The organism is Blastocatellia bacterium, from assembly GCA_016713405.1.
GTDB lineage: Bacteria > Acidobacteriota > Blastocatellia > Chloracidobacteriales > JADJPF01 > JADJPF01.
Window position 1 is genome coordinate 1 of the sequence record JADJPF010000029.1, and the last position, 23,106, is coordinate 23,106.

15 protein-coding genes are annotated in these 23,106 nt (G+C 34.9%); 9 read left to right on the forward strand and 6 right to left on the reverse strand.

Going from position 1 to position 23,106, the window contains the following annotated elements:
• The coding region (locus IPK14_27985; GenBank protein ID MBK7997073.1) for an exo-alpha-sialidase at window positions 1-2,371 on the reverse strand (2,371 nt) is incomplete at its 3' end.
• 248 nt (window positions 2,372-2,619) lie between these two features.
• Window positions 2,620-3,108, reverse strand: coding sequence for a hypothetical protein (locus IPK14_27990; GenBank protein ID MBK7997074.1), 489 nt, complete (start codon window positions 3,106-3,108; stop codon window positions 2,620-2,622).
• A gap of 195 nt (window positions 3,109-3,303) precedes the next feature.
• Between IPK14_27990 and IPK14_27995 the strand changes: the two genes are divergently transcribed.
• Window positions 3,304-3,780 carry a hypothetical protein gene (locus tag IPK14_27995; protein MBK7997075.1) on the forward strand — a complete coding sequence of 159 codons (477 nt, stop codon included), beginning with the start codon at window positions 3,304-3,306 and terminating at the stop codon, window positions 3,778-3,780.
• Between the two features lie 255 nt (window positions 3,781-4,035).
• On the forward strand, window positions 4,036-6,066 hold the full coding sequence (locus IPK14_28000; protein MBK7997076.1) for a hypothetical protein: 2,031 nt from the start codon (window positions 4,036-4,038) through the stop codon (window positions 6,064-6,066).
• 51 nt (window positions 6,067-6,117) lie between these two features.
• Here IPK14_28000 and IPK14_28005 read toward each other — a convergent pair whose 3' ends face one another.
• Window positions 6,118-6,747, reverse strand: a complete 630-nt coding sequence (locus IPK14_28005; GenBank protein MBK7997077.1) for a VOC family protein — start codon at window positions 6,745-6,747, stop codon at window positions 6,118-6,120.
• A gap of 3 nt (window positions 6,748-6,750) precedes the next feature.
• On the reverse strand, window positions 6,751-7,719 hold the full coding sequence (locus IPK14_28010) for a serine/threonine protein kinase (protein ID MBK7997078.1): 969 nt from the start codon (window positions 7,717-7,719) through the stop codon (window positions 6,751-6,753).
• A 370-nt stretch (window positions 7,720-8,089) separates the two neighbouring features.
• On the opposite strand from IPK14_28010, the gene IPK14_28015 reads away from it, so the two are divergent.
• From IPK14_28015 to IPK14_28045, 7 genes are all read left to right on the forward strand, one after another.
• Complete coding sequence (locus IPK14_28015) at window positions 8,090-8,434, forward strand: STAS domain-containing protein (GenBank protein MBK7997079.1); 345 nt, start codon at window positions 8,090-8,092, stop codon at window positions 8,432-8,434.
• 412 nt (window positions 8,435-8,846) lie between these two features.
• Complete coding sequence (locus tag IPK14_28020; protein ID MBK7997080.1) at window positions 8,847-9,692, forward strand: ParA family protein; 846 nt, start codon at window positions 8,847-8,849, stop codon at window positions 9,690-9,692.
• Window positions 9,693-9,709: 17 nt separating this feature from the next.
• Entirely contained in the window at window positions 9,710-10,195 is a 486-nt protein-coding gene (locus IPK14_28025; protein ID MBK7997081.1) for a hypothetical protein, read from the forward strand.
• 202 nt (window positions 10,196-10,397) lie between these two features.
• Window positions 10,398-11,348: a hypothetical protein gene (locus IPK14_28030; GenBank protein MBK7997082.1), complete on the forward strand. Its 951-nt coding sequence runs from the start codon at window positions 10,398-10,400 to the stop codon at window positions 11,346-11,348.
• A 231-nt stretch (window positions 11,349-11,579) separates the two neighbouring features.
• The gene (locus IPK14_28035; GenBank protein MBK7997083.1) at window positions 11,580-12,431 is read left to right on the forward strand and encodes an HDOD domain-containing protein; all 852 of its coding nucleotides are present in this window, start codon (window positions 11,580-11,582) and stop codon (window positions 12,429-12,431) included.
• A gap of 7 nt (window positions 12,432-12,438) precedes the next feature.
• Window positions 12,439-15,984 carry a protein kinase gene (locus tag IPK14_28040; protein ID MBK7997084.1) on the forward strand — a complete coding sequence of 1,182 codons (3,546 nt, stop codon included), beginning with the start codon at window positions 12,439-12,441 and terminating at the stop codon, window positions 15,982-15,984.
• Between the two features lie 13 nt (window positions 15,985-15,997).
• On the forward strand, window positions 15,998-16,336 hold the full coding sequence (locus IPK14_28045; protein ID MBK7997085.1) for a 4a-hydroxytetrahydrobiopterin dehydratase: 339 nt from the start codon (window positions 15,998-16,000) through the stop codon (window positions 16,334-16,336).
• A 67-nt stretch (window positions 16,337-16,403) separates the two neighbouring features.
• On the opposite strand, the gene IPK14_28050 is transcribed toward IPK14_28045, so the two are convergent.
• Both IPK14_28050 and IPK14_28055 read right to left on the reverse strand, forming a co-directional pair.
• A complete protein-coding gene (locus IPK14_28050) occupies window positions 16,404-19,430 on the reverse strand; it encodes a TonB-dependent receptor (GenBank protein ID MBK7997086.1) in 3,027 nt (1,008 codons plus the stop codon).
• Window positions 19,431-19,959: 529 nt separating this feature from the next.
• Complete coding sequence (locus IPK14_28055; GenBank protein MBK7997087.1) at window positions 19,960-22,968, reverse strand: TonB-dependent receptor; 3,009 nt, start codon at window positions 22,966-22,968, stop codon at window positions 19,960-19,962.
• Window positions 22,969-23,106: the final 138 nt, after the last annotated feature.

Below are 23,106 nucleotides of genomic sequence, written 5' to 3' on the forward strand. Positions count from 1 at the left end.
AGTCTAAAAGTACCAAAGGAGCAAAATCATCCCCTCCAACAGGTTCAAAGCTTTTTAGAGTAGAGAAATTTGTTCCACCATCAGTTGAATTACAGTAAAAAATTTTAGTTGAGAAATCCATATCAGAAAGTTGGCCTAAACTACCTTCAAACGCTACTAAAACATTACCTTCATCATCGGCAGCAAGACTGCCAGAAAGGACTGTTTTAACATTACCGCTAATAGCTTTAGGGGTTGTAAATTGTCCATCTTTATTGGAATTAGTATAAAAAAGTTGAAATTGCTCAGTTAAAAAGCTACCACGATTTAAGATAAAGTGGGTTTTATCTGTAGTAAAAAATAAAGTAGCAGAAATTAAATCATCAATCTTATCTGTAACCTTTGTTGGAGGATCATAACTTAGCCCTCCATTATTTGATTGAGTAATTAATAGTCCACCTTGTTGACGGCTAAAATCTATAAGAATTGACCTTACAGTTTTTCCATCGCCTTCTATAACTAAAATTGGATTAGAAACAGGTGCAGTGCTTTCAAAAATCTTACTAGGAGTAAAAGTTTTTCCTCCATCTGTTGAGCGTAAATCAATTGCAGCAAAAGTTGGGCTTGCTGGGTTTTCTGGATTAAGTGTAGATGCTGCTATATGAATAGTTCCATCTATATCTATTTGTGCAGTTTCTGAAGCAATAAAAATATCTGGCTCATTTAGAGAATTTATTAGCGTAAAAGATTTTCCTTGGTCAGTTGAGCGCAAAATTTGAGTCATAAAAATAAAATTAGGATTATCTATTAACTCTAAATGAACAATATAAATATCTTGTTTATTAGCTAAAACAATAGGTTGTCCAATAAAAGTTTCTCGACGTGGAATCATAACAGGAGTAGAAAAAGTTTTTCCATTGTCTGTTGAACGAGTAAAGAAAATAGCAAAAATTCCAGGTGAGTCGTCTAGCCAAGCTACATTGATATTTCCCTGCTCATCAATAAAAGACGCTGGCAAAATTGAACCGCTAGCATTATTAGTAATGTTTTGTTGTTCTTTAACAAGTGGATTATTTTCTAAAACTGTTAGCCTTACAGCCGTGCTACGCACTAAATCCCCACGTTGAGCATTGACAGTTATAAAATATGGCCCTGGTGCAATGCTTGCAGTGGCACGAACCTGCAATTCAAAGCCTTCTAAGGAATCATTACTAAAATCAAAACTTAAGTTTGGTGTGTTAGATGTAGCTGTAAAAGTAAAATTGCTATCACCTGAAAGTATTTTGTTATCAATAAAGAAACTTGTTAAGCCACCTGGTTTAGTTACTTTAGAGGAATCCTTTGCACTAATAATAAAACCTGCTTTTGTAGGGTCAGCTATTTCACTAGCTGATTTAATTGCTAAGTAAACATCTGTATCTGTTCCATTACGGTCATCACCCCAGTTAAATAAAAACTTATCGCCAATAGTTGAAAGTTGGCTATAATCGCCGTGATAACCTGCTCTTAGCTCAAGTGGTGTAGGAATTAGCGGCCAATTAGCATTGGTAATTCGTTGGTTAGCAGAAAAACTATTGCCGCCATCGGTAGAAACTGTAGCATAAACATCTAGTAAGGATAAATTAGTCAAATCATTTCGCCTATCATACCAGCTAGCCGCCACTGCTCCATCATCAGCAACAGCAATTGAAGGAAGAATTTGATCAGCTAATGAGTTGTCATCATTAAGTTTAGTGAGATTGCTCCAAGTTGCGCCACCATCTTTAGAGGTGACTAGAAGAACTTCTGCCCGGTCTTCTCTATTATCTAAGCGACCAGAAAAAACCACATAAATATTACCTTGGTTTGCTGAATTGCTTATATCAACGGCAATTGAAGGAAACGCATTTCCGCTAAAAACTCCATTTGAAGGAAATGCAGGATTAGTAAAACTAGCAATTGTTGTTGGCTCAGAAAAAGTTTTTCCGCCATCTGTAGACTTAGATAGTCTAATTAGTACTGTGCTAAATACACCTACTAAAGATCTATCACTCCAAACAACATAAACTTCGCCATTTGGCCCAGTAGCAATCATTGAGCCTTGAATAGCACTGTCATTGCTAATACTTTCGGCAATCACAATTGGCTTTTGGAATTTCTTTCCTCGTTTATTTGAAGCAGCAAACATAATCTTAGGAACACCGCTAAAAGGGAATTTTGTCCAACTCACATAAACATTATCCTTAAAACGTGATTTAGCTGAACGGTCTACAGCCAACCATTCTTTATCTTGAAAGTCATCAATTCCACCTGCTGTAGTTGAAGCATCAACAGGACGTAACCAAGTTTTCCCACCATTAGTTGAACGACTTACAGCTATTAAACTTCGATTATTAAAGTCTAGGCCAATCATTGCATAATAAAAATTGCCCTTAGTATCAACACCTAAAACACCATCTCCAAGGTTAAAGCCTCCAACACTAGGAAGAAAAGACTGTTTCCAGCTAGTTCCACCATCTTGAGAAACGGCTACACCTGCTACATTTCTTCTTTCAATACCAGCAGCATCATTAAAACTTACTGCAATTGTGTTACCAAAAGCTGCTACAGATGTTTCATTTTGTGTTTTAGTGTTGCCTAAGTCTTGACTAGGAATATTTACTAATATATTTTCATTATTAGCTTATTAGCTGCTTGTTGTTGATTAGTAAAAATATCTTGTATAGCTTTAGTTGTATTAGGCTTAGGCAATTTAGCCAAGCGTTTAGCTCTATATTTAAAGTATTGTTTAGCTGAATAAGAAAGCTGACTAAAGCGTTCAGGTTCAAGTAATCGGTTGTCGCGTCTGACTCTTTGGCTACCACTTTCTTTAATTTTTTTTCTTCTTACATTGATAAAATCTAGAAATTCCTTTGGATAGCCTAAAGCATTAGCCCTCATACTATTTTTAATTTTTGTAGGATTAAATGCTTCTTGAGGGTTCATTGATTTAACAGGTATCTTATAGGCTCGATTAGGCTTAAGTATCCTTTTAGTTGTAGTGTCAGCTTCTGTTATAGGAGAATAATTACAGATTGCTAGAAAAACTACAGCCCCAATAATAAGAAAAATATAAGTATAAAAATTAAATGATATTAAGGATTTTTTCATAATAAAAAAATTCTCCAAACTAATAAAAATGCGATGAATTTTTTTATTTAAGCACAGCCAAGCAAGATAAAACAGCGTTGATTAGTTGTTTTCCTGATTTTTCCCGTAATCTTTGCTTGTTTAGCAAAACTTATTGAGCTTAGATGCGTCTACCTAACCAAGCTTATAAAATGCAAATTTCTGGAGGAAAGCGACATGTCATATTTAACTAATGTTCTTATTTTATTAAGTATATTAACTTTTAATTTTCTACCTATTACTCAACAAAAGCCTATTTCTTATAAAACAAATATTCAAAAACAATCAGTTTTACTAAAAATAGATGTTCGAGGTGGAAGATGTCGAACAGGAGAATGTTTTACTAAAATTGTGATTGATAAAGAGGGCAATTATAAAGTTGATGCAAATTTTGGAAAAAAATCAGGTAAATTAGAGGTTACTGATTTAACTGAGCTAGAAAGTTTACTAACTCAAGCTGATTTTAAGGTAATTAAAGCTAAAAAATTTACTGGAGATTGTCCAACATCCTTTGATGGGCAAGAATTTATTTATAGCTTTCGACATTCAGGCAAAACAGAAGTAATTTCTAGCTGCAAAGTAGAAATTGATTATGAAACCCCTCTTTTTCGCCTAGTCCAAAAAATTTATAGCAACTGCATAGAAGGAATGTGATCTAAAAAATAAATTTTCCAAGTTAAATTGGAAATATTTCTCACAAAATATGAAAATTTTTCCTTACCAATTAATTAAGCTTTTTATGGATTAAGCTTCTCAAATAAGTAATTTATTATCAACAAATTATAAATAGCTAGTTCTAATTAACTCTTGGCAAACAATTTGCTTTAGTTATGAACTGAACTAGCTTTTTTATTTTTATTATTAGAGATTTTAAGAAAATAAAAATTTTAATTTCAAGGAGGAAAAATTATGAAAAGCATAGTTAGAAACAAAGGTTTACCAAGATTTATTTTTCTACAAAAACTAACTACCTTAAAATTAATTGATATACTCTCTAGAGTATTAACACTATTTTTAGTCTTAATGCTTTTTATTAATGGTTGCCAATTGATTTCAGCCAATGTTTTTCAAGCCTCTGGAACATTTCCCAATGAGCCTTTTAATGGACTTCAAATTACTTATAGCGTGTCCGGTGCAAGAATAAGTAGCCCGCCAGAAGATATTCATGACTTTACTACCGTGAGAAGATACAAAGGAGCGTTAGGAGATGGTCAATTAAGTATTTCTGGTTCTGTTAAAGCATTAAATGGTTATTTTGCTGATGTGACAATGGAAGTTTGGGCAGGAGATCAAAAGCAAACTAAAACCGTCCGTATTGAAAGATCTTCTACGGATTTTAACTTAAGCGTTAGAATACCAACTACAGCAGCTAGCGGAGGTTTTTCTATTAGTTGTGTTGGTCACTATAATGCTGGGACTAGAGGACTGCAAGTAGTAGGATATTTTTCTATGATGGCACCACCTCAAGACACTAGCAAACATGAAGAAGCTCCCTTAAGCGATGCCGTAATTTTCAAAAGAATTTTGGACAGCTATATGAGCAAAATTCCTAAAGGTATGGTGACAGGAGGTTTTACTAATAACGTCTTAAGTTTTCTTGATAGCAGATTTAAGGAATATACTTGCGGAGGTTATCAAGGAAAAGTTTTAGCCTTTTTAGATGCAATTAAATGGAGTAAAGACCCTAAAGAGCGGGCATTGCTTGATAAATTTGATTATGGGCCAATTCAAGCATATTACGGGGGGCATCAAGCCGTAGTAATTTATCCAAAAGGAACAAATTGGATTGAGACAGGCACAATTTTAGATCCTTGGCCTACGCAATCACCAAAGACTTATACAATTCAAGAATGGGCAGTTAGATTTGGTATGGGAAGCTATCATGGTATTGGGGCAAGTAGTCCTTATGAAAAATTTCCTGAGTATCCAACTGTAGGAGGAGTCTATCAAGACCCATCTAATAGAAGACTTGCTCCAAATGAAAGAGATTGGTATAAAAACCAACCAAGTAGTTTTCGAGATAGAATTGACCGTTATGCTACAAAAGATCCTAACCTTTGGCGGCATTTAATCCGCAATGCTTATAACAGCCGCAACCGTACAGGGCAAATATCAATACATTGTCCAGTAGATGTTAGGTTAAGAGATAGCTCAGGACGTGTAACAGGTTTTAATGCTAAAGATTTTCGTGCCGAAATACCTGATGTTTTAGCTGCTCGTATGCCTGATGGAAAGGGGGGTTGGATTACTTGGTTTGAATATCCAGAAAATATTGATTGTGAGTTAGTAATTAAAGCAAATGACAATGGAAAAGTAGAAGCATTTTTTGGTCATGGTGCTGGCCCGGTTAATACTACAACAGCTTTTCGCTACAACTTTAATGCTGTTAAAGGACAAAAATTTAATGCTAGCGCAAATAGACCAGGTGTAAGTTTACAAACAGAAACGGGAACTATTTCTCCTACTAGAGTAGAAAACTTAGCTCAATTAAATGCTGGCAATTCATCAAATACCCCAACAAATCCAGCAACACCACCCGCTATAGATAATCCACCAACAAGAAATAGGACAGAAAGTATTTTTGATAATGGGAATATTTATGGGGTAGAAAACGGCCCATTATCACCTACTAGATTTACTTTGACAAATGAATCCTTGATTACAGAAATTACTACCTATCATTGGAATAATGCACAAGGAATGCGTCCAGGTACTATTGCCCTAGTAGAAAAAGGAACAAAACGCACTTTTGGCCCTTGGCAAGCTATTGGAATGCCAGGTTATAAAAACGCTCCTAATGTTTATTGGGTTGTTAAACCTAATATTACTTTGCCAGCAGGTACTTACAGAGTAGTAGTATCTTCACCAGAAACTTGGTCACATAACCAACAATCAAATAATTCAGGGTTTGTTAAAGTCGTTGGACAAATAGTTAGATAACTTCAGTTAAATTAATTAAAGGGAACAACCTTTTGTTCCCTTTTAGCTTTTTTAACTTCCTGTTAATTCTAATTTTCCTTTTGGAGAATCTAACCAAGCAACAAAGCGATTTTCCTCGCCTTTTTCTAGATTTACAGGAATTTGTAGATTAGAAAAAATTTCCTCTAATGGTGTAGGGTTAATAGCTTCAATTGTAAAAGAAAGAAGTTTTAGCCCTGTTGGAGCATCCAAAGAAGGGTGTGGGCAGTTTTGCCAGTCAATTACTAAAGGCACAAAATTAGCACCTGAATGACCTGTTATTTTTAACAGTCTCCATTCAAGCTTTTCTCCACTAGGTCTAAGTCGGCTCATTTCCTCCACTTGGGCTTGATAGCCTGCTTTTTTAGCTCGCTCGGCCATTTCATTAATTTTACTAGTACGTACTACCCAAGTAACTAGATTAGGTTTAGTTAAGCCAGTACAAAACTTTGCTAATTCTCCTGCTGGCAAACTTAGATCACGTGCAAGCAGTTCAAAGTATTCACCTTCGCCTAAAGAAGTTAGTGCATTACAAGTGCCGTGTTTAGGATGTCGTCCGCCAAAAATTGCTTGAACACCTGTTTTTTCTTTTAGTTCTTCGATGGCTAAATTTAAGTCTGGTACGGCCCAAACTAAGTGGTCTAAAACTATATCATTACTCATAAGTTACTCTTTTATTAAAACTGTTGGTGCAAAAGTGCTATTTGTTTCTTCTTTTACTGTTCCTGGGATTGGAGGAATTTCCAAATCAGGATGTTTAACAGTGAGGTTTTCAAAGTCTTGCAAGAATTCCATTGCTTTTTGATAACGTAAGACAGGGTCACGAGATAAAACTTTTTGAAAAAGACGGTCAAAAGATTCTGGTAAAAAGCTAAATTTGCTGGATATAGGCGGTAATTCTTGTGTCACCTTAAAAATAGTTCCTGTTTTACCTTCAAATTCCATAGGGGTGACACCAACTAACATTCGGTAAGCAATTAGTCCTAGACTATAAATATCAGAAGTTTGTTTAATAGCAATACCTAATAATTGTTCCGGGGACATATACTTAGGAGTGCCAACTATTTCCCCTGTTTTTGTTAGCACAGTATTATGACTAGAAGTTTTATCAGAAGATAAAATTTTAGCAATCCCAAAATCTGTTAGCTTTGTTGTTAACTCACCTTGTTCATCTTTGTCTAACAAAATATTTTCTGGTTTTAAGTCTCTATGTAAAACTTTGTGGTTATGAGCCTCTTCTAATGCTCCACATAACTGAGTTAAAAACTTTAGGCATTTTTTTAAGCTTAATCGTCCCATTTCTTCTAAATGTTTTTGCAGAGTTTCTCCATTAATATATTCCATTACAATAAACAGCAACCCTTCTGAAGAGCGACTGCATTTGTAGGTTTTAACAATATTTGGATGTGATAGAAGTAGCCCTGTCCGTGCTTCTCTAAGAAAACGTTGAACTAAGGTAGCATCTTGCATTTTTTCTGGCAAAATAACTTTTATTGCTACAGTTCGAGCAATAGAGATTTGTTTTGCCCTAAAAACTGCTCCCATTCCACCTAAGCCTAATTTTTCTTCTATTTGGTAATCATCCCCAATTACTGTTCCTAGTAATTTGTCATGTTCACACAGATTTTTAGACATATTTTTTATAGATTGGACAAAAAGAAATAAGCTAACACTTCTTTGAAAATTATTTATAAAATAACACAACTATTTTTTGTTTATCTAGTGATTTACTTTTTTATAGAATCTTAATAAAACTAATTATCTTAAAAAGTTTTATAGGAATAAAAACTTTATTTTAAGTATCTGTAAGTTACTCAAAAAACATCGTCTATCACATCTAGGGATAATACTTATTGCAAAACTTGACTAAACTAAGGTATTAAATAAAAACTTAAACTCTTTAGCTACCATACCAACAAAAGTTACTTCAATAATTTAAGAACTTAAGGAGTAATGGCTTACCCTAACTTCTATCTGTAGTTAGGAAAGATAAGTCTTGCATTTTATGATAAAAGTAACAGAGCAATTAGCCGGGTCAATTGTTATGCTTAATGTTAATGGAAAATTATCTGGAGGGGAAAATTATAATTTATTATCTAGTAAAGTCGTAGATTTACTTAGTCAGGGCTACATACTTTTTATACTTAATTTAGCTGAAGTTACTAATGCTGACAGTACAGGGATAGGAGAATTAATTGTTTGCTTAAAACGAGTAAAAGAAAGAGGTGGAGAGATAAAGCTTGCTGCACCTACACAAAAAGTAAGTAGCCTAATACATATGACTAATTTAGATAGAATTTTTGAAATTCACCCTTCAGAACGTTCTGCATTAAATAGTTTTGGTCACTAGCTTGATCAAATGCTCAATTGTCCTGATCACTTTTGAGCATTTGATCAAGTTTATTTATTAATTTGATCAAAAAATAAAAAATATACATTATAACTTTGGTAAATTAAACAAAGGCTAATATTATGTTTAGTTTACCAACTTTTTAATTATCAAAGTTATGTTTTGACCCTTTGCTATTTAGAATAATTGATCTTGCTTGATCGCATTTGATCACATAAAAAAATTAAGCATAACTAGTCGAGTTTACTAGATCAATTATTGTCACTAATCCCATATATTGTAGAACTTGACTAGCCAAGCCACAAAATAAGGTTCTCTGATCTAAAGCAAATCTCTTGACACTACTAATGTTGATATGTCACTTTCTTTTGGGTTGTAGTGCTGTAGCCGTTCAAGAGAGTGAAGGGGTTTTATGGGTCAAAGGATCCCGCATGGAATATCAATCACTATTTGTAATCATAAAGGTGGTAGTGGAAAAACAACAACAGCTTGTAACTTGGCTGCTGGACTAGCCAGGCTAGACTTTAAGACTTTATTAATTGATGTCGATCCTCAAGCAAATGCCACCATTACTTTTTTAGACCGTAGCATTATAGATATTCACTTAGGACATGCATTTTTAGGTTTTCAATCGCAAAATGGTCAATTTATGCGTCATCCTTTTGAGAATGCTGTTTATGAAACAGCTATTCCAAACCTAGACCTTGCTGCTTCTAACCTATCGCTTTCTAAACTTAATCGCATCATCGATTCTAGCGACATTATTGAGCTATATTATGCTGTTAAAGACGCTCGCCTAGAGTATGATTTTATTATTATTGATACACCTCCAAATCTAGGCCCGCTACTAGATATGGCTCTGCTAGCTTCAAATCACTATATCATCCCTATAGAAGCAGCCTTTTATCCATTAGAAGGCGTAAGCGATTTAGATGAGACTATAGGCAAAATTCGTCGCATTCATAAGGAAAATATTCAACTTCTAGGGGCTTTAGTTACTCGGTTTGACCAGCGGACTAAGATTTGTGGACAAGCTTATTCTACTGTAACAGATACATTTAAGGATGCAGCTTTTGAAACCGTCATTCGTAATAACACTAAATTAGTTACAGCCCCTGCACTTAATCAATCTATCTATGATCATGCACCTACAAGTTATGGTGCAGAAGACTATACACAGTTTGTTAAAGAGACTTTAGGACGCTTAAAAATTTCTGTTGAAGGAAAAAGTTTAGTTGCTGTTCCTAGCAATTACTAGTTAAAAATCAATAGTTTATGAGTAAACAAAGTAGCCAAAAACTAAAAGATGAAAAGCGCGTTCCTGCACCTAAGCGGCGGCGTGACCCGCTTCCTATAGCTATTAGCGTTAAACATCATTTACCTGTTAGTGCTGAAGGAACGGCTACAGACTTGACTATTGCACAACTGGAAACTAATAGTAAAAAACAAGAAACCTCAAAACTTGACTATTCAACTAATCAAGCCAAAGCTACTAATCAAGTTAATTCTGTTAAACCAACTAATGTTATTAACCAACAGGTTAAACTGGGTTATTCAACTAAACCTGTAAACCCTGCTATTAGTGCAATTAACCCTAGTTTACCAACTAATGCTACAACTTACTCTCTAATTAACCCTACTACAACTTTTGTTAGTCCAATAGCTACCAGGTCTTATGAGCAAAAGTTGATATTTGGCGTGATCAAGATGATCCGCTTGATCACAATGATCGAGATGAAGATCGGTTTTAGATCAACTTGATCACTTCGATGATCAGTACCAAGAAAATGATCAAGTTGATCAGTTCGATCAGTTTGCAGATTTTGACGACGATCAAGAAGACTTTAAAGAAGAAAAACTTCCTCTATTTGATAGTTTTGTTAATAAAAAACAGAAACAAAAAAAGATAAAAGATAATTCATTAAGTACACTAGATTTAAGCGTACAATCTCGCTTTGTACGCGTGCCAAATGCCGTTGCAGACAAGTTAGCAAGGCAACTTTCACCTGCTGAAGAAAAAATCTTTGATCAAATCTGGCGGCTAACCATAGGGTTTAATCGTGAACTCTGGCGAGGAAAAATTGCAGATTTAATGATTAGAACTGGTTATAGTTCCCGCGCTACTGTGACTAAAGCTATTGCAGGACTATCTGCACTTGGACTGATTGCGGTTGAAGGCCGAGATACTAATCCAAGAGGTCGAAGCTATAGAATTATTGATCGTCAGCAACTTTTAGCTGAAGAAAAGCTATCTGCACTATCTAAAGATCAACGATCAAGTAAACGATCAAGCTTAGGATCAAATCAATCATTACGTGATCAAACCTATAACCAATCCAATGATCGTCCTAGAGTTGATCAGTCTAAACTAGTTAAGTCAACAACTAGTCAAGTAAAAGCTTCTGACTTGATTAAAAAATCTTCGACTACTCAACTTAATTCTAGTCAAGTAGCTAAGACTAAAGCTAAATTATTGGAGTCGGATCTAGTTGAAAATAAAGCTTCTAAAACTCTAACACAGTCAAGTAGCCAAGCTCTTAAAAACAACCTTAGAAAGAAAGATGACGATTTCATAACTTCATCGTCATCTTATGATAGAAAAGATGACGACGAAACTTTTTTTCAAGCAAGATTAATTTACCAAGACCTTACAGCTAATGGATGGACGGTAAAAGACCAAATTAATTACCAAGAAATAGCAAATATTCCTCTTGCTTATATAATTTTGGGAATCTGCTATTCCATCACAAAAGCTCTTGATCATAAGGTTGGAAGCTTAAAATATTGTATTCCTTCAATTCGGGAACATTATGAGCTAATGCGAACCTTCCCACAAAAAGATTTATTAGAAATTGCCTACCGACATCTGCTTTTGGTTAAAGAAGCCCAAAGATCTGGAAAATGGATTAAGTAAAATATTTTATTTCTAACCTGTTTAAGCAAAATTACTTATCCTAATAAATAAGCTTAACACATCAATAAGGTTGCTATTAGGCTTATAAGCGCGATAGAATAACCGTCTATTTCTATAAATTACCAAAATTACGAAAATATACTAAAAACACTTGCTTTTGTTAGCAAAATCTTCCTCATACAAGATCTGCTAAATAAAAAAGAAAGTTAGATTAGCTAAGGGAGAAAACTCTTGTCTGAAGAACTAAATTCTAAAAGAATATCTCTTTTTCCTGCCTTACCTGCGATTGTAAACCAAGTGTTGGAAAGCCTATCTAGTCGTAGTGTTAATGATTATGAAATTATTGGAATAATAGAAAGTGAGCCTGGGATGTCTACGGCTTTACTAGGTATGATTAACCATGCACTGTTTGGAAAGATTACACTTAATAGCTTAAGTGAATTAATTGATATGCTTGGACTTCCTAGACTGCGTTTTGCTGTTTTGGCTTATGGATTTAGTCGATTTTGTAATGAAAACTATGCCAATTTTGGACATACTAGCGGACTTTCAGCAAAAATCACTTGGGAACATGCAATTAGTGTTGCTTACTTTGGTGTTGAAATTGCTAAAATCGTCAAATATCCTCGTTTAGAAGAAGTTTTATTAGCTGGCTTAATTCATGATGTGGGCCGTCAAGTAATAATGATCAATCGACCAGAAGAATATAGTGAACTTTTAGGTAGTGTTTATGGGATAGTTGTAGATATTGTTGCTCAAGAACGTACTAAAATAGGGCTTTCTCATGACCAAGTAGGTGCAATGTTAGTAGGTCATTGGCAATTACCAGAATCTATTGCTTCAGTTATTGAGTACCATCATAACTGTGAAGCAGCAGAAGACCATCAAATTTTAGTTCATATAATTACGTTAGCAAATCAATTAGCTGTTTCTCAAGGAACTTCTTTTGAACTATGTGATAAGGTAGACAAAGATAGCAATGTTTCAGTTCATTTATTAGAACTTTCTGGGGATGATATAGATGAGCTAGTAAAAAACTTTCATCAAAATGCAATCGCTTTCCGAAAAGCTTTTAACTTTTAATTAAATTATGCGTGAAGGAAGTAGACCTCAAACTAAGGGTTGGTTAGGAACAATTATTGATAGAAAATACCGTCTAATTTCACCTTTAGGGCATGGTGGGATGGCTAGCGTATTTTTGGCAGAACGGCTTCATTTACGTGATAGTGTTGCAATTAAGGTTTTACAAACGCGTAGCGATGAAGATGCGCTTAAACGCTTTCAAGTAGAAGCAGCAGCAGCGGCAAAAGTAAAACATCCCAATGTAGTAACTATTTATGATTTTGGTCTTACAGAAGATGGAACAGTTTATATTGTAATGGAATTTTTAGAAGGGCCAGGACTTGATCAAGAAATGCACAAACTTGGCCGTATGTCTGTAGAAAGAGCCTTAGAAATTATTAAACCTGTATGCTCTGCTATAAATGCTGCTCATTCCGTAGGACTGCTTCATAGAGATATTAAACCACCTAATATTATTTTACACCGCAGTAAACATGAAGGAGAAATAGTTAAGGTTGTTGATTTTGGTATAGCTAAATTTTTTGAATCTACAGATCTAGTTGTAAAGACTTCTGAAGGCATAGTCTTAGGTACAGCCGAATATATGTCACCTGAACAGTGCCAGGGGCTAGATTTAGATGCACAAACAGACATTTATAGTCTGGCAGTTGTTTGTTATCAAATGCTAACAGGAAAATTACCTTATGATGCTGCTAGTACAGGAGAATATTTAATTAAACATGTTAGAGAAAATCCTTTACCTCTTCATAGACGATGGAGCGGAGTTGATCCTAAAGTTGAAGCAGTAATAATGCGGGCATTAGATAAAAATCCTCAAACTAGGCCTAAAGGAGCATTAGAATTTTGTTATCTTTTAGAACAAGCTGTATTAGAAAAGAAAAATAAAAAAACAACAGGTAGTAGCAAAACAGAAAAAATTGATAAAACGTCTGATAAACAAATAAACTCAACTAGTCGTGAAAAGGGTGTAATAGTTTTTAACTGTTTTGTAGGCCGTAATCAGGAACTTAACCAGCTAATGCAGTGTTGGCAACAAACTTGTCAAGGGCAAAATCGTCCGGTTATTGTACTAGGTAATGCTGGAGTTGGTAAAACAGAGCTTTTAGTTGAGTTTTCACGCCAAATAAAACAACAAGAAGCATTTCTTTTTCAAACACGCTGTTATCGTAGCCCAGGGATTAAGTCTTTTTATGCTTTTATTGGAGACTTAAAAAATTTGTTTACTCGTTTGCAGGTAAATACCGCTGCTTTAGGAGAAGCATTTGGTAACAAGGTTGCTCCAATAATGGATCTTTTAGGTAAAATTTGGCAAACAGGAAAACTTGTTGATCCAAATAATGTTAATTTAGAAACACAGCAATACTACTTTAGCTTACTTGCACAGGCTTTTGTTATGATGAGCAGGCAACGCCCAGTTTTAATTGTACTTGATGATTTAAATTGGGCAGATGAAACAGCTAGAGATCTTTTAGATTATCTTGGTCGCGCTTTAAGCCGAGAACGTGTTTTAATTGTTGCTGGTGCTAGATTTACAGGAGAAACAGAAGGCTTTTCACAATGGCTAAAAAATTGTCAGCGAGATTATGAAGTTTTAAGCTTAGCTCCATTTAAGAAACAACAAGTTTATGAAGTTTTAACAGCAATTTTTGGACAACCTGCATTTACTGAACAACAATTTAACCAACTTTTAGCCGATAGCGGCGGAAATGCTTATTTTCTTACAGAACACTTACGCTTGTTGGTCTCTAATAGCAAAATTAAATTTGATGGTGGACGTTGGAATTGCCAAGATTTTAAGGATCAAATTCCACAAACATTAATTGACTTAGTAGACTTAACGCTAGATAGATTACCTTCTGAAACACAACAGGCTTTAAGCATTGCTTCAGTAATTGGAGAAGATTTTGAGCTTAACACCTTACAATCTGTAGCAAATCTATCAGAAGAAACATTGCCTATAATTACCCAGCAAGCCATAGAAAATGGACTAATTACCGAATTAATAGAACTTGAAAGATACCAGTTTAGCAATGCTACTATTCGTCGAATCCTTTACGAAAAATTAAATAAACGTAATCGCCGCCGCATTCACCGTTTCATTGCTGAGTGGTTTACACTTAATGATGTTGATTTAGAGAAACGTTTGTTTAAGACAGCTTATCATTACTATGAAGCTGGTGAATGGTCACAAGCCTTTAACCAAGCTGTAAAATCTGCTCAAATTGCTGCTATAAGCTTAAATATTAATGAGCTACATAAATATCTAATCTGGGCAGAAAAAAGTCTAGTAGCAGATGAAAAACTAAATAAATTAGAAAATTTAGTTGCATCTGATAAAATTATTGATTTTGAATTACCTGAACAATTAGCAAATATTAAGCAATTAGCAACTTATTACTGGTTATGTGGGGTAAGCTTAATTTATCGAAACCGAGGTTTATCTGCTGAACAGTTACTACAAAAAGCCTTAAAATTTGTTCAAATTTGCCAAGACAAGTATTTGTTAGGGGAAACTTACTTTGCTTTAGCTACAATTAAGGCGAGTAATGGCGTAAAAGTGGAAGCAATAGATTTATATAAACGAGCTTTAACGGCTTATCATCAAGTAGATTATTTGCTTGGACAAGGGCAAATCCTTCGTCAAATGAGTACACTTTATGAACTACGCGGTGATTATAGTTTAGCTCTTGACTCAGCAAGAGCAGCAGTTGATATAGCGCGTTTGTCTGATAATCAAAAATTAGAAAGTTTTGCTCTTTCTAGTGAAGCCTGGATTTTATGTAAATTAAATAGGTTTGAAGAGTCAGCCATTGTTGCAAAACGTGCTTTAGCCCTAGCTAGACAGAGCGATGACCCTGCAACACGTTGTTCTTGTTATAACACAATTGCACAAATTTACTTACAGCAAGGACTTTATCAGGAAGCTATTGACCCTCAAAAAGAATCGCTACGCCTAGCACGTACTTTGGGAAATCGTCGTTTTGAAGCTATTGTTTGTGATAATTTAGGAGAACTTTATTTTCGATCTAATAAGTATGCTGAGTCGGAACATTATTTTCTTAAAGTCTTAAAACTAGTAGAAGCAAATGGAAATCAATATTTTGAACAAACTACACTACAAAACTTAGCCAAAGTTTATATCAAGCTAGGAAAGATTCAGCAAGCTAGAGCTTATTTAACTAGAGTAGAAACTTTAGTAGCAACCGTAGATTTACTAGAAGCACGTTGTGAATTTCGCTCAACTATGGCGGAACTTCTTTTAGCGGAAGGAAAACATAAAGAAGCTATTACAGAAGCAGATCAAGCAATTACTCAAGCAAGAATTATGGGAAGTTTAGAACATGAATGGCTTCCCTGGCTTATTAAAACCCAAGCCCTACTTGAGTTAGAAAGAATTCGTGCTGCTAGTGATGCAATAGGAAAAACTCTTTCCATAATTGAAAATGTATCAGAAAAAATTTCTGATACATTGGTAAAAGAAAAATATTTAGCTTATACAGAAAGACAGCTAGCTTTTAAGCTATATAAACAAATTCAATCACAAGAAAAATAGTAGAGGTAAATTTATGTCACAATGTGAATTATCTAAAAAACAATGTGTTCCTTGCCAAGGAGGTGTCCCTCCACTTACTGAAAAAGAAACAGCAGAGTTTTTACTGCAATTAGGAGATGATTGGCAAGTGGTAATGAATCATCATTTAATGAAAGAATTTAATTTCTCAGATTTTCGCGCTGCACTAGATTTTACTAATAAGGTGGGCCAACTTGCAGAAACAGAAGGACATCATCCAGATATTTACCTAGCCTGGGGACGGGTTCAAATTACTATTTGGACTCATAAAATAGACGGTTTAACAGAAAGTGACTTTGTTTTAGCTGCAAAAATTAGTGAATTGACTAGATAAGAAAAAACAATAATGCCCTCTAACTATAGGGCATTATTGTTTAACCATTTGTTTTCAAGCATTTAGCTTAAAAGGATATTCTTAAACCTAACTGAAATTGTCGAGAAGAAAAAGCACTGCGAAAACGATCTGGAGTAATTGTAAAACGCCCTCCATCCTTGGGCGGCAACTGAAAATTACCATTAGCATCAGGCGGAAATACTCGGTTTAAGTCATTTATGTTAGTGCGATTAAATAAATTAAATACTTCTATAAGTCCCTGAATCTGATAACGTTCATTAAATTTAACCTTACGAGAAACTCTTAAATCAACATTAGCAAAACCTGGGGTGATGCCAACATTACGACCTATGCTTACACCTCCTATTAGAGGTCTATCACCTGGAAGAATACCACCGTTACCATCTAAGTCCGTACCAGCTAATAAGTTATAAGGACGACCGCTATTAAGACTAATAATTGTAGAAAGTTGAAAACCGTTAGTAAGACGATTTTTATAACTTAAATCCCAAGTACCAGATAAAACCAATCGGTTACGAGCATCTTGTAGTGAGAGTCCTCGCTCATCACCAATTTTCAAAGGATTAACTACTTCTGCTGCAATGTCTGCACGAAAGTCTGAGCTAATATCTATTGCTTTGGAAAATGTGTAGTGAGCTAGAAAATTAAAGTTTTTAGCAAAACGGCGATTGAAAGCTAAGGTTAAAGCATGATAATAGCTATCAAAACTTGTTTCAAGTTGTAAAATGTCTCCTTGACTAGGATCAACTCGACCTGTTAACGCGCTTTCTATGGGGTTGGCTGTAGGTCTAATTATAGGGTTAATATTACGAGAACCAAAAAGCTTGATTCCACGAATAAAAACATAGTCTGCTGATATGGCAGTAGTTGAATTGAAAGAATAATTTAAACCAAAAGAAGTTTGTTGAGAGTAGCTGTTGCGAAAATTTGTATCATATATGGATGACTGATTAAATTGAGGTATTACAGTTACTCCAGGTGGTAACTCATTAGTTTGAGGAAATTTGCGTCCTGGTAAAGAAAAAGGCAAGACAGAAAAAGGAAAAAGCATAGTTGGAACTTTTAGAGCTTCTGAGTTAATTAATTGATTAAGAAGAGCTTGGCCTACTAAAGCACCTCCAAAGTAAAGCCCATAAGAGCCGTGAATATTTAAGTTTTGTAGTTTTGTTGGAGAGTAAGAAAAAGCTATTCTTGGAGAAAAGTTACCATTATTTTTAGGTACAAACTTTAACCTAATTAAATCATAGCGAAGACCCGCTTTAATAGTTAAATTAGGTCTTAGCTTAAAATCGTCTTGTAAATATAAGGAAAATTCATTACTGACAGTAATATTAGATAAACTAGGGTCGCCAAAAACCTTGAGTAAAAAAGAAGGAAGAGGTAAATCAGCTATTGGAACACTTGCAGGAAAACCAGGAAAAACTGTAGGAAGAAAGCCAGAAAGAAGTGAAAGAAAAGATCTTTGCTGTGGGGTGCGAAGTGTTGGGTCAAAAGCTTGTAGGCTTGTAAGAACAGGTAGCCCAGGCATATTTGCTATTTGAGCAAAATCTATAGAAGTAAAAAATGCTCTACCGCTAGAAAAGATGGGTAATTTGGTTTTATTACTAACTGTGCTAAAACGTTGGAGATCTACTCCAAATTTTATTTGGTGCTTACCCCTGATTAAAGAAGTGTTATTAATGATTTGAAAAATATTAAGAACACGTGGTTGAGGTAAAAATGAACTTTGTCCAAATGTAACTAGTCCTTCTGGGGCCACAATACGAACTTGTGGAACAACTTCTATTGGCACAAGGTTTTGATTGCGACGAGTAAAAATAAAACGTGTTTCATTTACTAAGTTTAATGAATTATTAATATGAGTATTGTTTATTGCTAAAGAATTATCTTGTAAACGTTGTATTCCACCAGTGTTTTCAGCTACAAGCCCTCCAAAAGGCTCTAAAGCTCCATTATAAGTACCACCAAAGTTATATCTTACCCAAATAGTGTTGCTAGGAGAAATACGGGTATCTACTCTAGCTAGAAATACGCTATTAGCAACTGAAAAAGGTACTGCACCATTACGTATGTTGAAACCTAAGCGATTAGTTGCTTGAACTGTAGAATCAGCAATAGTAATAATATTATTTTGATTAATAGAAAGGCGTTCAAAGGCAGTAAAGAAAAATGTATGGTCTTTTTTTATCGGCCCTTCTAATGCTCCACCAAATTGATATTGGGAATAAGGGGGTTTAATTGAAAGAAAAGGGTCACGTGTGGCTATATCATCATTACGATTAAATAAAAAAATATTGCCACGATAGTCATTTCCTCCACCCTTTGTAACAATGTTAACAATTCCACCTATTGCCCTTCCAAATTCGGCAGAATAACTATCAGAAATAATTTGAAATTCTTGTATAGCTTCTTGACTAAATGTCGAACGCACCGAACCTGTGCCTAAGTCATTATTAGCTAAGCCGTCGATTGTAATGTTGTTAAATCTAGCAGTTTGACCATTAAATGATAGTCCTGATGTAGCTGTTGCTCCTTGAGCAGGTAAACGATCTGTTAAAACTCTTGCTGCTGTTATGGAAAAATCTAAAAAATTTCTTTGATTGATTGGTAAAGAAGTTATGGTAGCCCGATTAATATTGGTGCTACTTTCAGTTTTTCCTTCTAAATAAGCTTCACTAGCAATTATTTCTATAGTGTCTATAGAATTGGAGGATGAGCCTATTTTCATTGTTAAGTTTAGTATTGTTGTAGTACCTAGTACTATTTGTAATGGACGTTCTTGAGTAGTAAATCCGGTGCCACTAGCAGTTAAAATGTAATTTCCTGGGGGTAATTGATTAATTATATAAGTACCATCTTCTTGGGTAGTAACTTCACGAGTAAAATTAGTTTGCGGATTTTTAGCAATAATTGTAATTCCACCAACTGCCAATGTTTGTTCATCTACAGCTTTTCCTGTTATAACAGCCGTTGTACTTCCAGCAGACTGAGCTTTAACAATGGAAAAATTGCTAAGTAGACAGCCAAGAATTATTGCTAATCTGAAAGTTATTTTTGCCTTATCACTAAACATTTTAATAATCCTGGTAGTGAGCAAAATATAATGCTGAGTGACAATTGATTTTTGCCGAAACTCATTTCTAAACCTGCGTTCTAGGCAATACTGAATTTCTATTCAGCATTACTTTTTTTAGCACTACCATAATACAGTGTAAATTAAATATTCTGATATTTTAATCTTAAGCCCCAGTGGGCGATAGATATGTAGCGTAGGGTTTCAACTCTACGTATTATGGCGAAAAATTTCCCAAAGCCCCAACGGGGCGTAAGAGGTTTTTAATAGCAAGAAAAGACTATGCACGCCTTTTCAGGTTTAAAGACACTTAAGTATGATTTTCTAGGACTAAAACCCTGGGTTACAGTTATTTCGCCCCTATGGGCTTTAAGAGATAAAACCTCAGAAAACTTAGTTTACAGTGTATATAATCCTTTTTTATAAGTTTTGTAATGGTCAAATATTTGGAGGGTGCTTTAACCATTAAGAAATACAAAGCTACCTTGGGTGATATATTTTATTAAAAAATCCAATATGCCAATAAAACTTAAAAAGAAATTCTTAAACCTAACTGAAATTGACGAGAAGAAAAAGCACTACGAAAACGATCTTGTGTAATTGTAAAACGTCCTCCATCCTTAGACGGTAACTGAAAATTACCATTTACATCAGGCGAAAATACTCGATTTAAGTCATTTATATTGGTGCGATTAAATAAATTAAATACTTCTACAAGTCCTTGAATCTGATAACGCTCATTAAATTTAACCTTACGAGAAATCCTTACGTCAACATTAGCAAAACCTGGTGTAATGCCAACATTACGACCAACACTTGCACCGTCTACAAATGGTCTATCACCTGGTAAAATATCACCGTTTCCGTTTAAGTCTGTGCCAGCTAATAAGTTATAGGGACGACCTGTATTAAGACTAATAATTGTAGAAAGTTGAAAACCATTAGTGAGACGATTTTTATAACTTAAATCCCAAGTACCAGATAAAACTAAACGACTACGGACATCTTGTAATGATAGACCTCGCTCATCACGAATCAGCAAAGGGTTAACTACTTCAGCAATATCTGGGCGAAAGTCTGAATTATTATCTATTGCTTTGGAAAATGTGTAGTGAGCTAGAAAGTTAAAGTTCCTTGCAAAACGACGGTTAAAAGATAAGGTTACAGCATGATAATAGCTATCAAAACTAGTTTCAAATTGTGCAACATCGCCTCGACTAGGGTCTACACGCCCTGTTAATGCTCCTTGTATGGGGTTAGCAGCGGGTCGAATAATTGGATTAATATTACGTGGGCCAAAAAGCTTAATGCCACGAATAAAAATATAATCTGCTGCAATGGCTGTGTTTGTATTAAGTAAGTAAGTTAATCCAAAAGAAGTTTGCTGAGTATAGCTATTACGTAAATTTGTAACAAATTGGGATGATTGGCTAAATTGAGGTGTTACAGTTACTCCAGGTGGTAGTTCAGTAGTTTGAGGGAATTTGCGACCTGGTAAAGAAAAAGGTAGAACTGAAAAAGGAAATGGCATGGTAGGAACTTGTACTGCTTTAGAATTAATTAATTGAATAGCAAAGGCTTGGCCCACTAAAGCACCTGCAAAGAAAAGCCCATAAGAACCATGAATATTTAGATTTTCTAATTTTGTTGGAGAGTAAGAAAAAGCTACTCTAGGTGAAAAATTACCATTATTGTTTGGCACAAACTTTAATCGAATCAAATCATAACGCAATCCTGCCTTAATAGTTAAATTAGGGCGTAGTTTAATGTCATCTTGTAGATAAAGAGAAAATTCCTTACCTATACTAGATAAACTAGGATCGCCAAAGCCTTGAGTGAAAAAGGCTGGTAATGCTAAATCTGCAATAGGAACGCCAGCCGGAAAACCAGGGAAAAATATTGGTAAAACACCAGAAAGAGCAGAAAGAAAAGCTTTTTGTTGTGGGGTACGTAGATTTGGGTCAAAAGCTTGTAGGCTTGTAAGCACTGGCAATCCAGGCATATTAGCAACTTGACCAAAATCTAGAGGTGTAAAGAATGCTCCACCACTAGAAAAAATTGGTAATTTGGTTTTATTGCTAACCGTGCTAAAACGCTGAAAATCTACTCCAAATTTTACTTGGTGTTTGCCTCGAATCAAAGAAGTGTTATTGATAATCTGAAAAGTATTAAAAACTCTAGGTTGAGGTAAAAATGTACTTTGTCCAAATGTTATTAACCCTTCTGGTGCAACAATACGGATTTGGGGAACAGGTTCTATGGGTAAAAGGTTTTGGTTACGACGGGTAAAAATAAAACGAGTCTCATTTACTAAATTTAGAGAGTTGTTTATATGAGTATTATTTATTGCTAAAGAATTATCTCGCAAACGCTGTATTCCGCCGTTGCTCTCACCTATTAGCCCTCCAAAAGGCTCTAATGCTCCGTTATAGCTACCTCCAAAGTTATATCGTACCCAAACAGTGTTATTATCAGAAATACGACTATCTACCCTAGCTAAAAATACGCTATTAGCTACAGAAAAAGGTACTGCACCGTTACGCAAATTAAAGCCTAAGCGGTTGGCTGCTTGAACTGTTGTATCTGCAATAGTAACAATACTGTTTTGTTGGATAGAAAGACGTTCAAATGAGGTAAAGAAAAATGTGTGATCTTTTTTGATTGGGCCCTCTATTGCCCCACCAAATTGATATTGTGAATAAGGGGGTTTAATTGATGCAAAAGGATCTCGTGTAGCTATATCATCATTACGATTAAGTAAAAAAAGGTTGCCACGATAATCATTTCCACCGCCCCTTGTAACAATGTTAACAATTCCGCCTAAAGCCCGGCCAAACTCGGCACTGTAGCTATCGGAAATAATTTGAAATTCCTGTATAGCTTCTTGACTAAATGTTGAACGTACTGAGCCTGAACCTAAGTCATTGTTGTCTAACCCATCAATAGTAATGTTATTAAATCTAGCAGTTTGACCATTAAATGATAGCCCTGATGTAGCTGTTGCTCCTTGGGCAGGTAAACGATCTGCTAAAACTCGTGCGGCTGTTATAGAAAAATCTAAAAAATTTCTTCGGTTTATTGGCAGTGAAGTAATGCTTGTTCGATTAATATTAGTGCTACTTTCAGTTTTGCCTTCTAAGTAAGCTTCACTAGCAATTACTTCTATAATATCGGTTGATGAACCAAGTTTCATTGTTAAATTTAATACTGTTGTAGTGCCTAAGACCAACTCTAAAGGCTTTTCTTGAGTAGTAAATCCAGAACCGCTTGCAGTTAAAATATAATTTCCTGGAGGTAATTGGTTAATTATATAACTACCGTCTTCTTGTGTAATAACTTCACGAGTAAAATTAGTTTGTGGATTTTTAGCAATAATTGTGACTCCACCAACTGCCGAGGTTTGTTCATCGATAGCTTTTCCTGTTATGGAAGATGTAGTGTTACCCGCAGATTGGGCATTAACAATGGAAAATCCACTAAGAAGACAACTAAGAATTATTGCTAGTCTAATGGTTAATTTTGTCTTATCGCCAAACATTTTAATAACCCTTTATATAATAAATTTTGTTTAATTTGACAGGAGCAAGAAATTTTTGTTGGGGAGATTATTTTCTTCTGTAGTGTTTTATAGCAGAAATTTTTAATTGTGCAATCTAGCTTAGTGCGAGATTTTCCC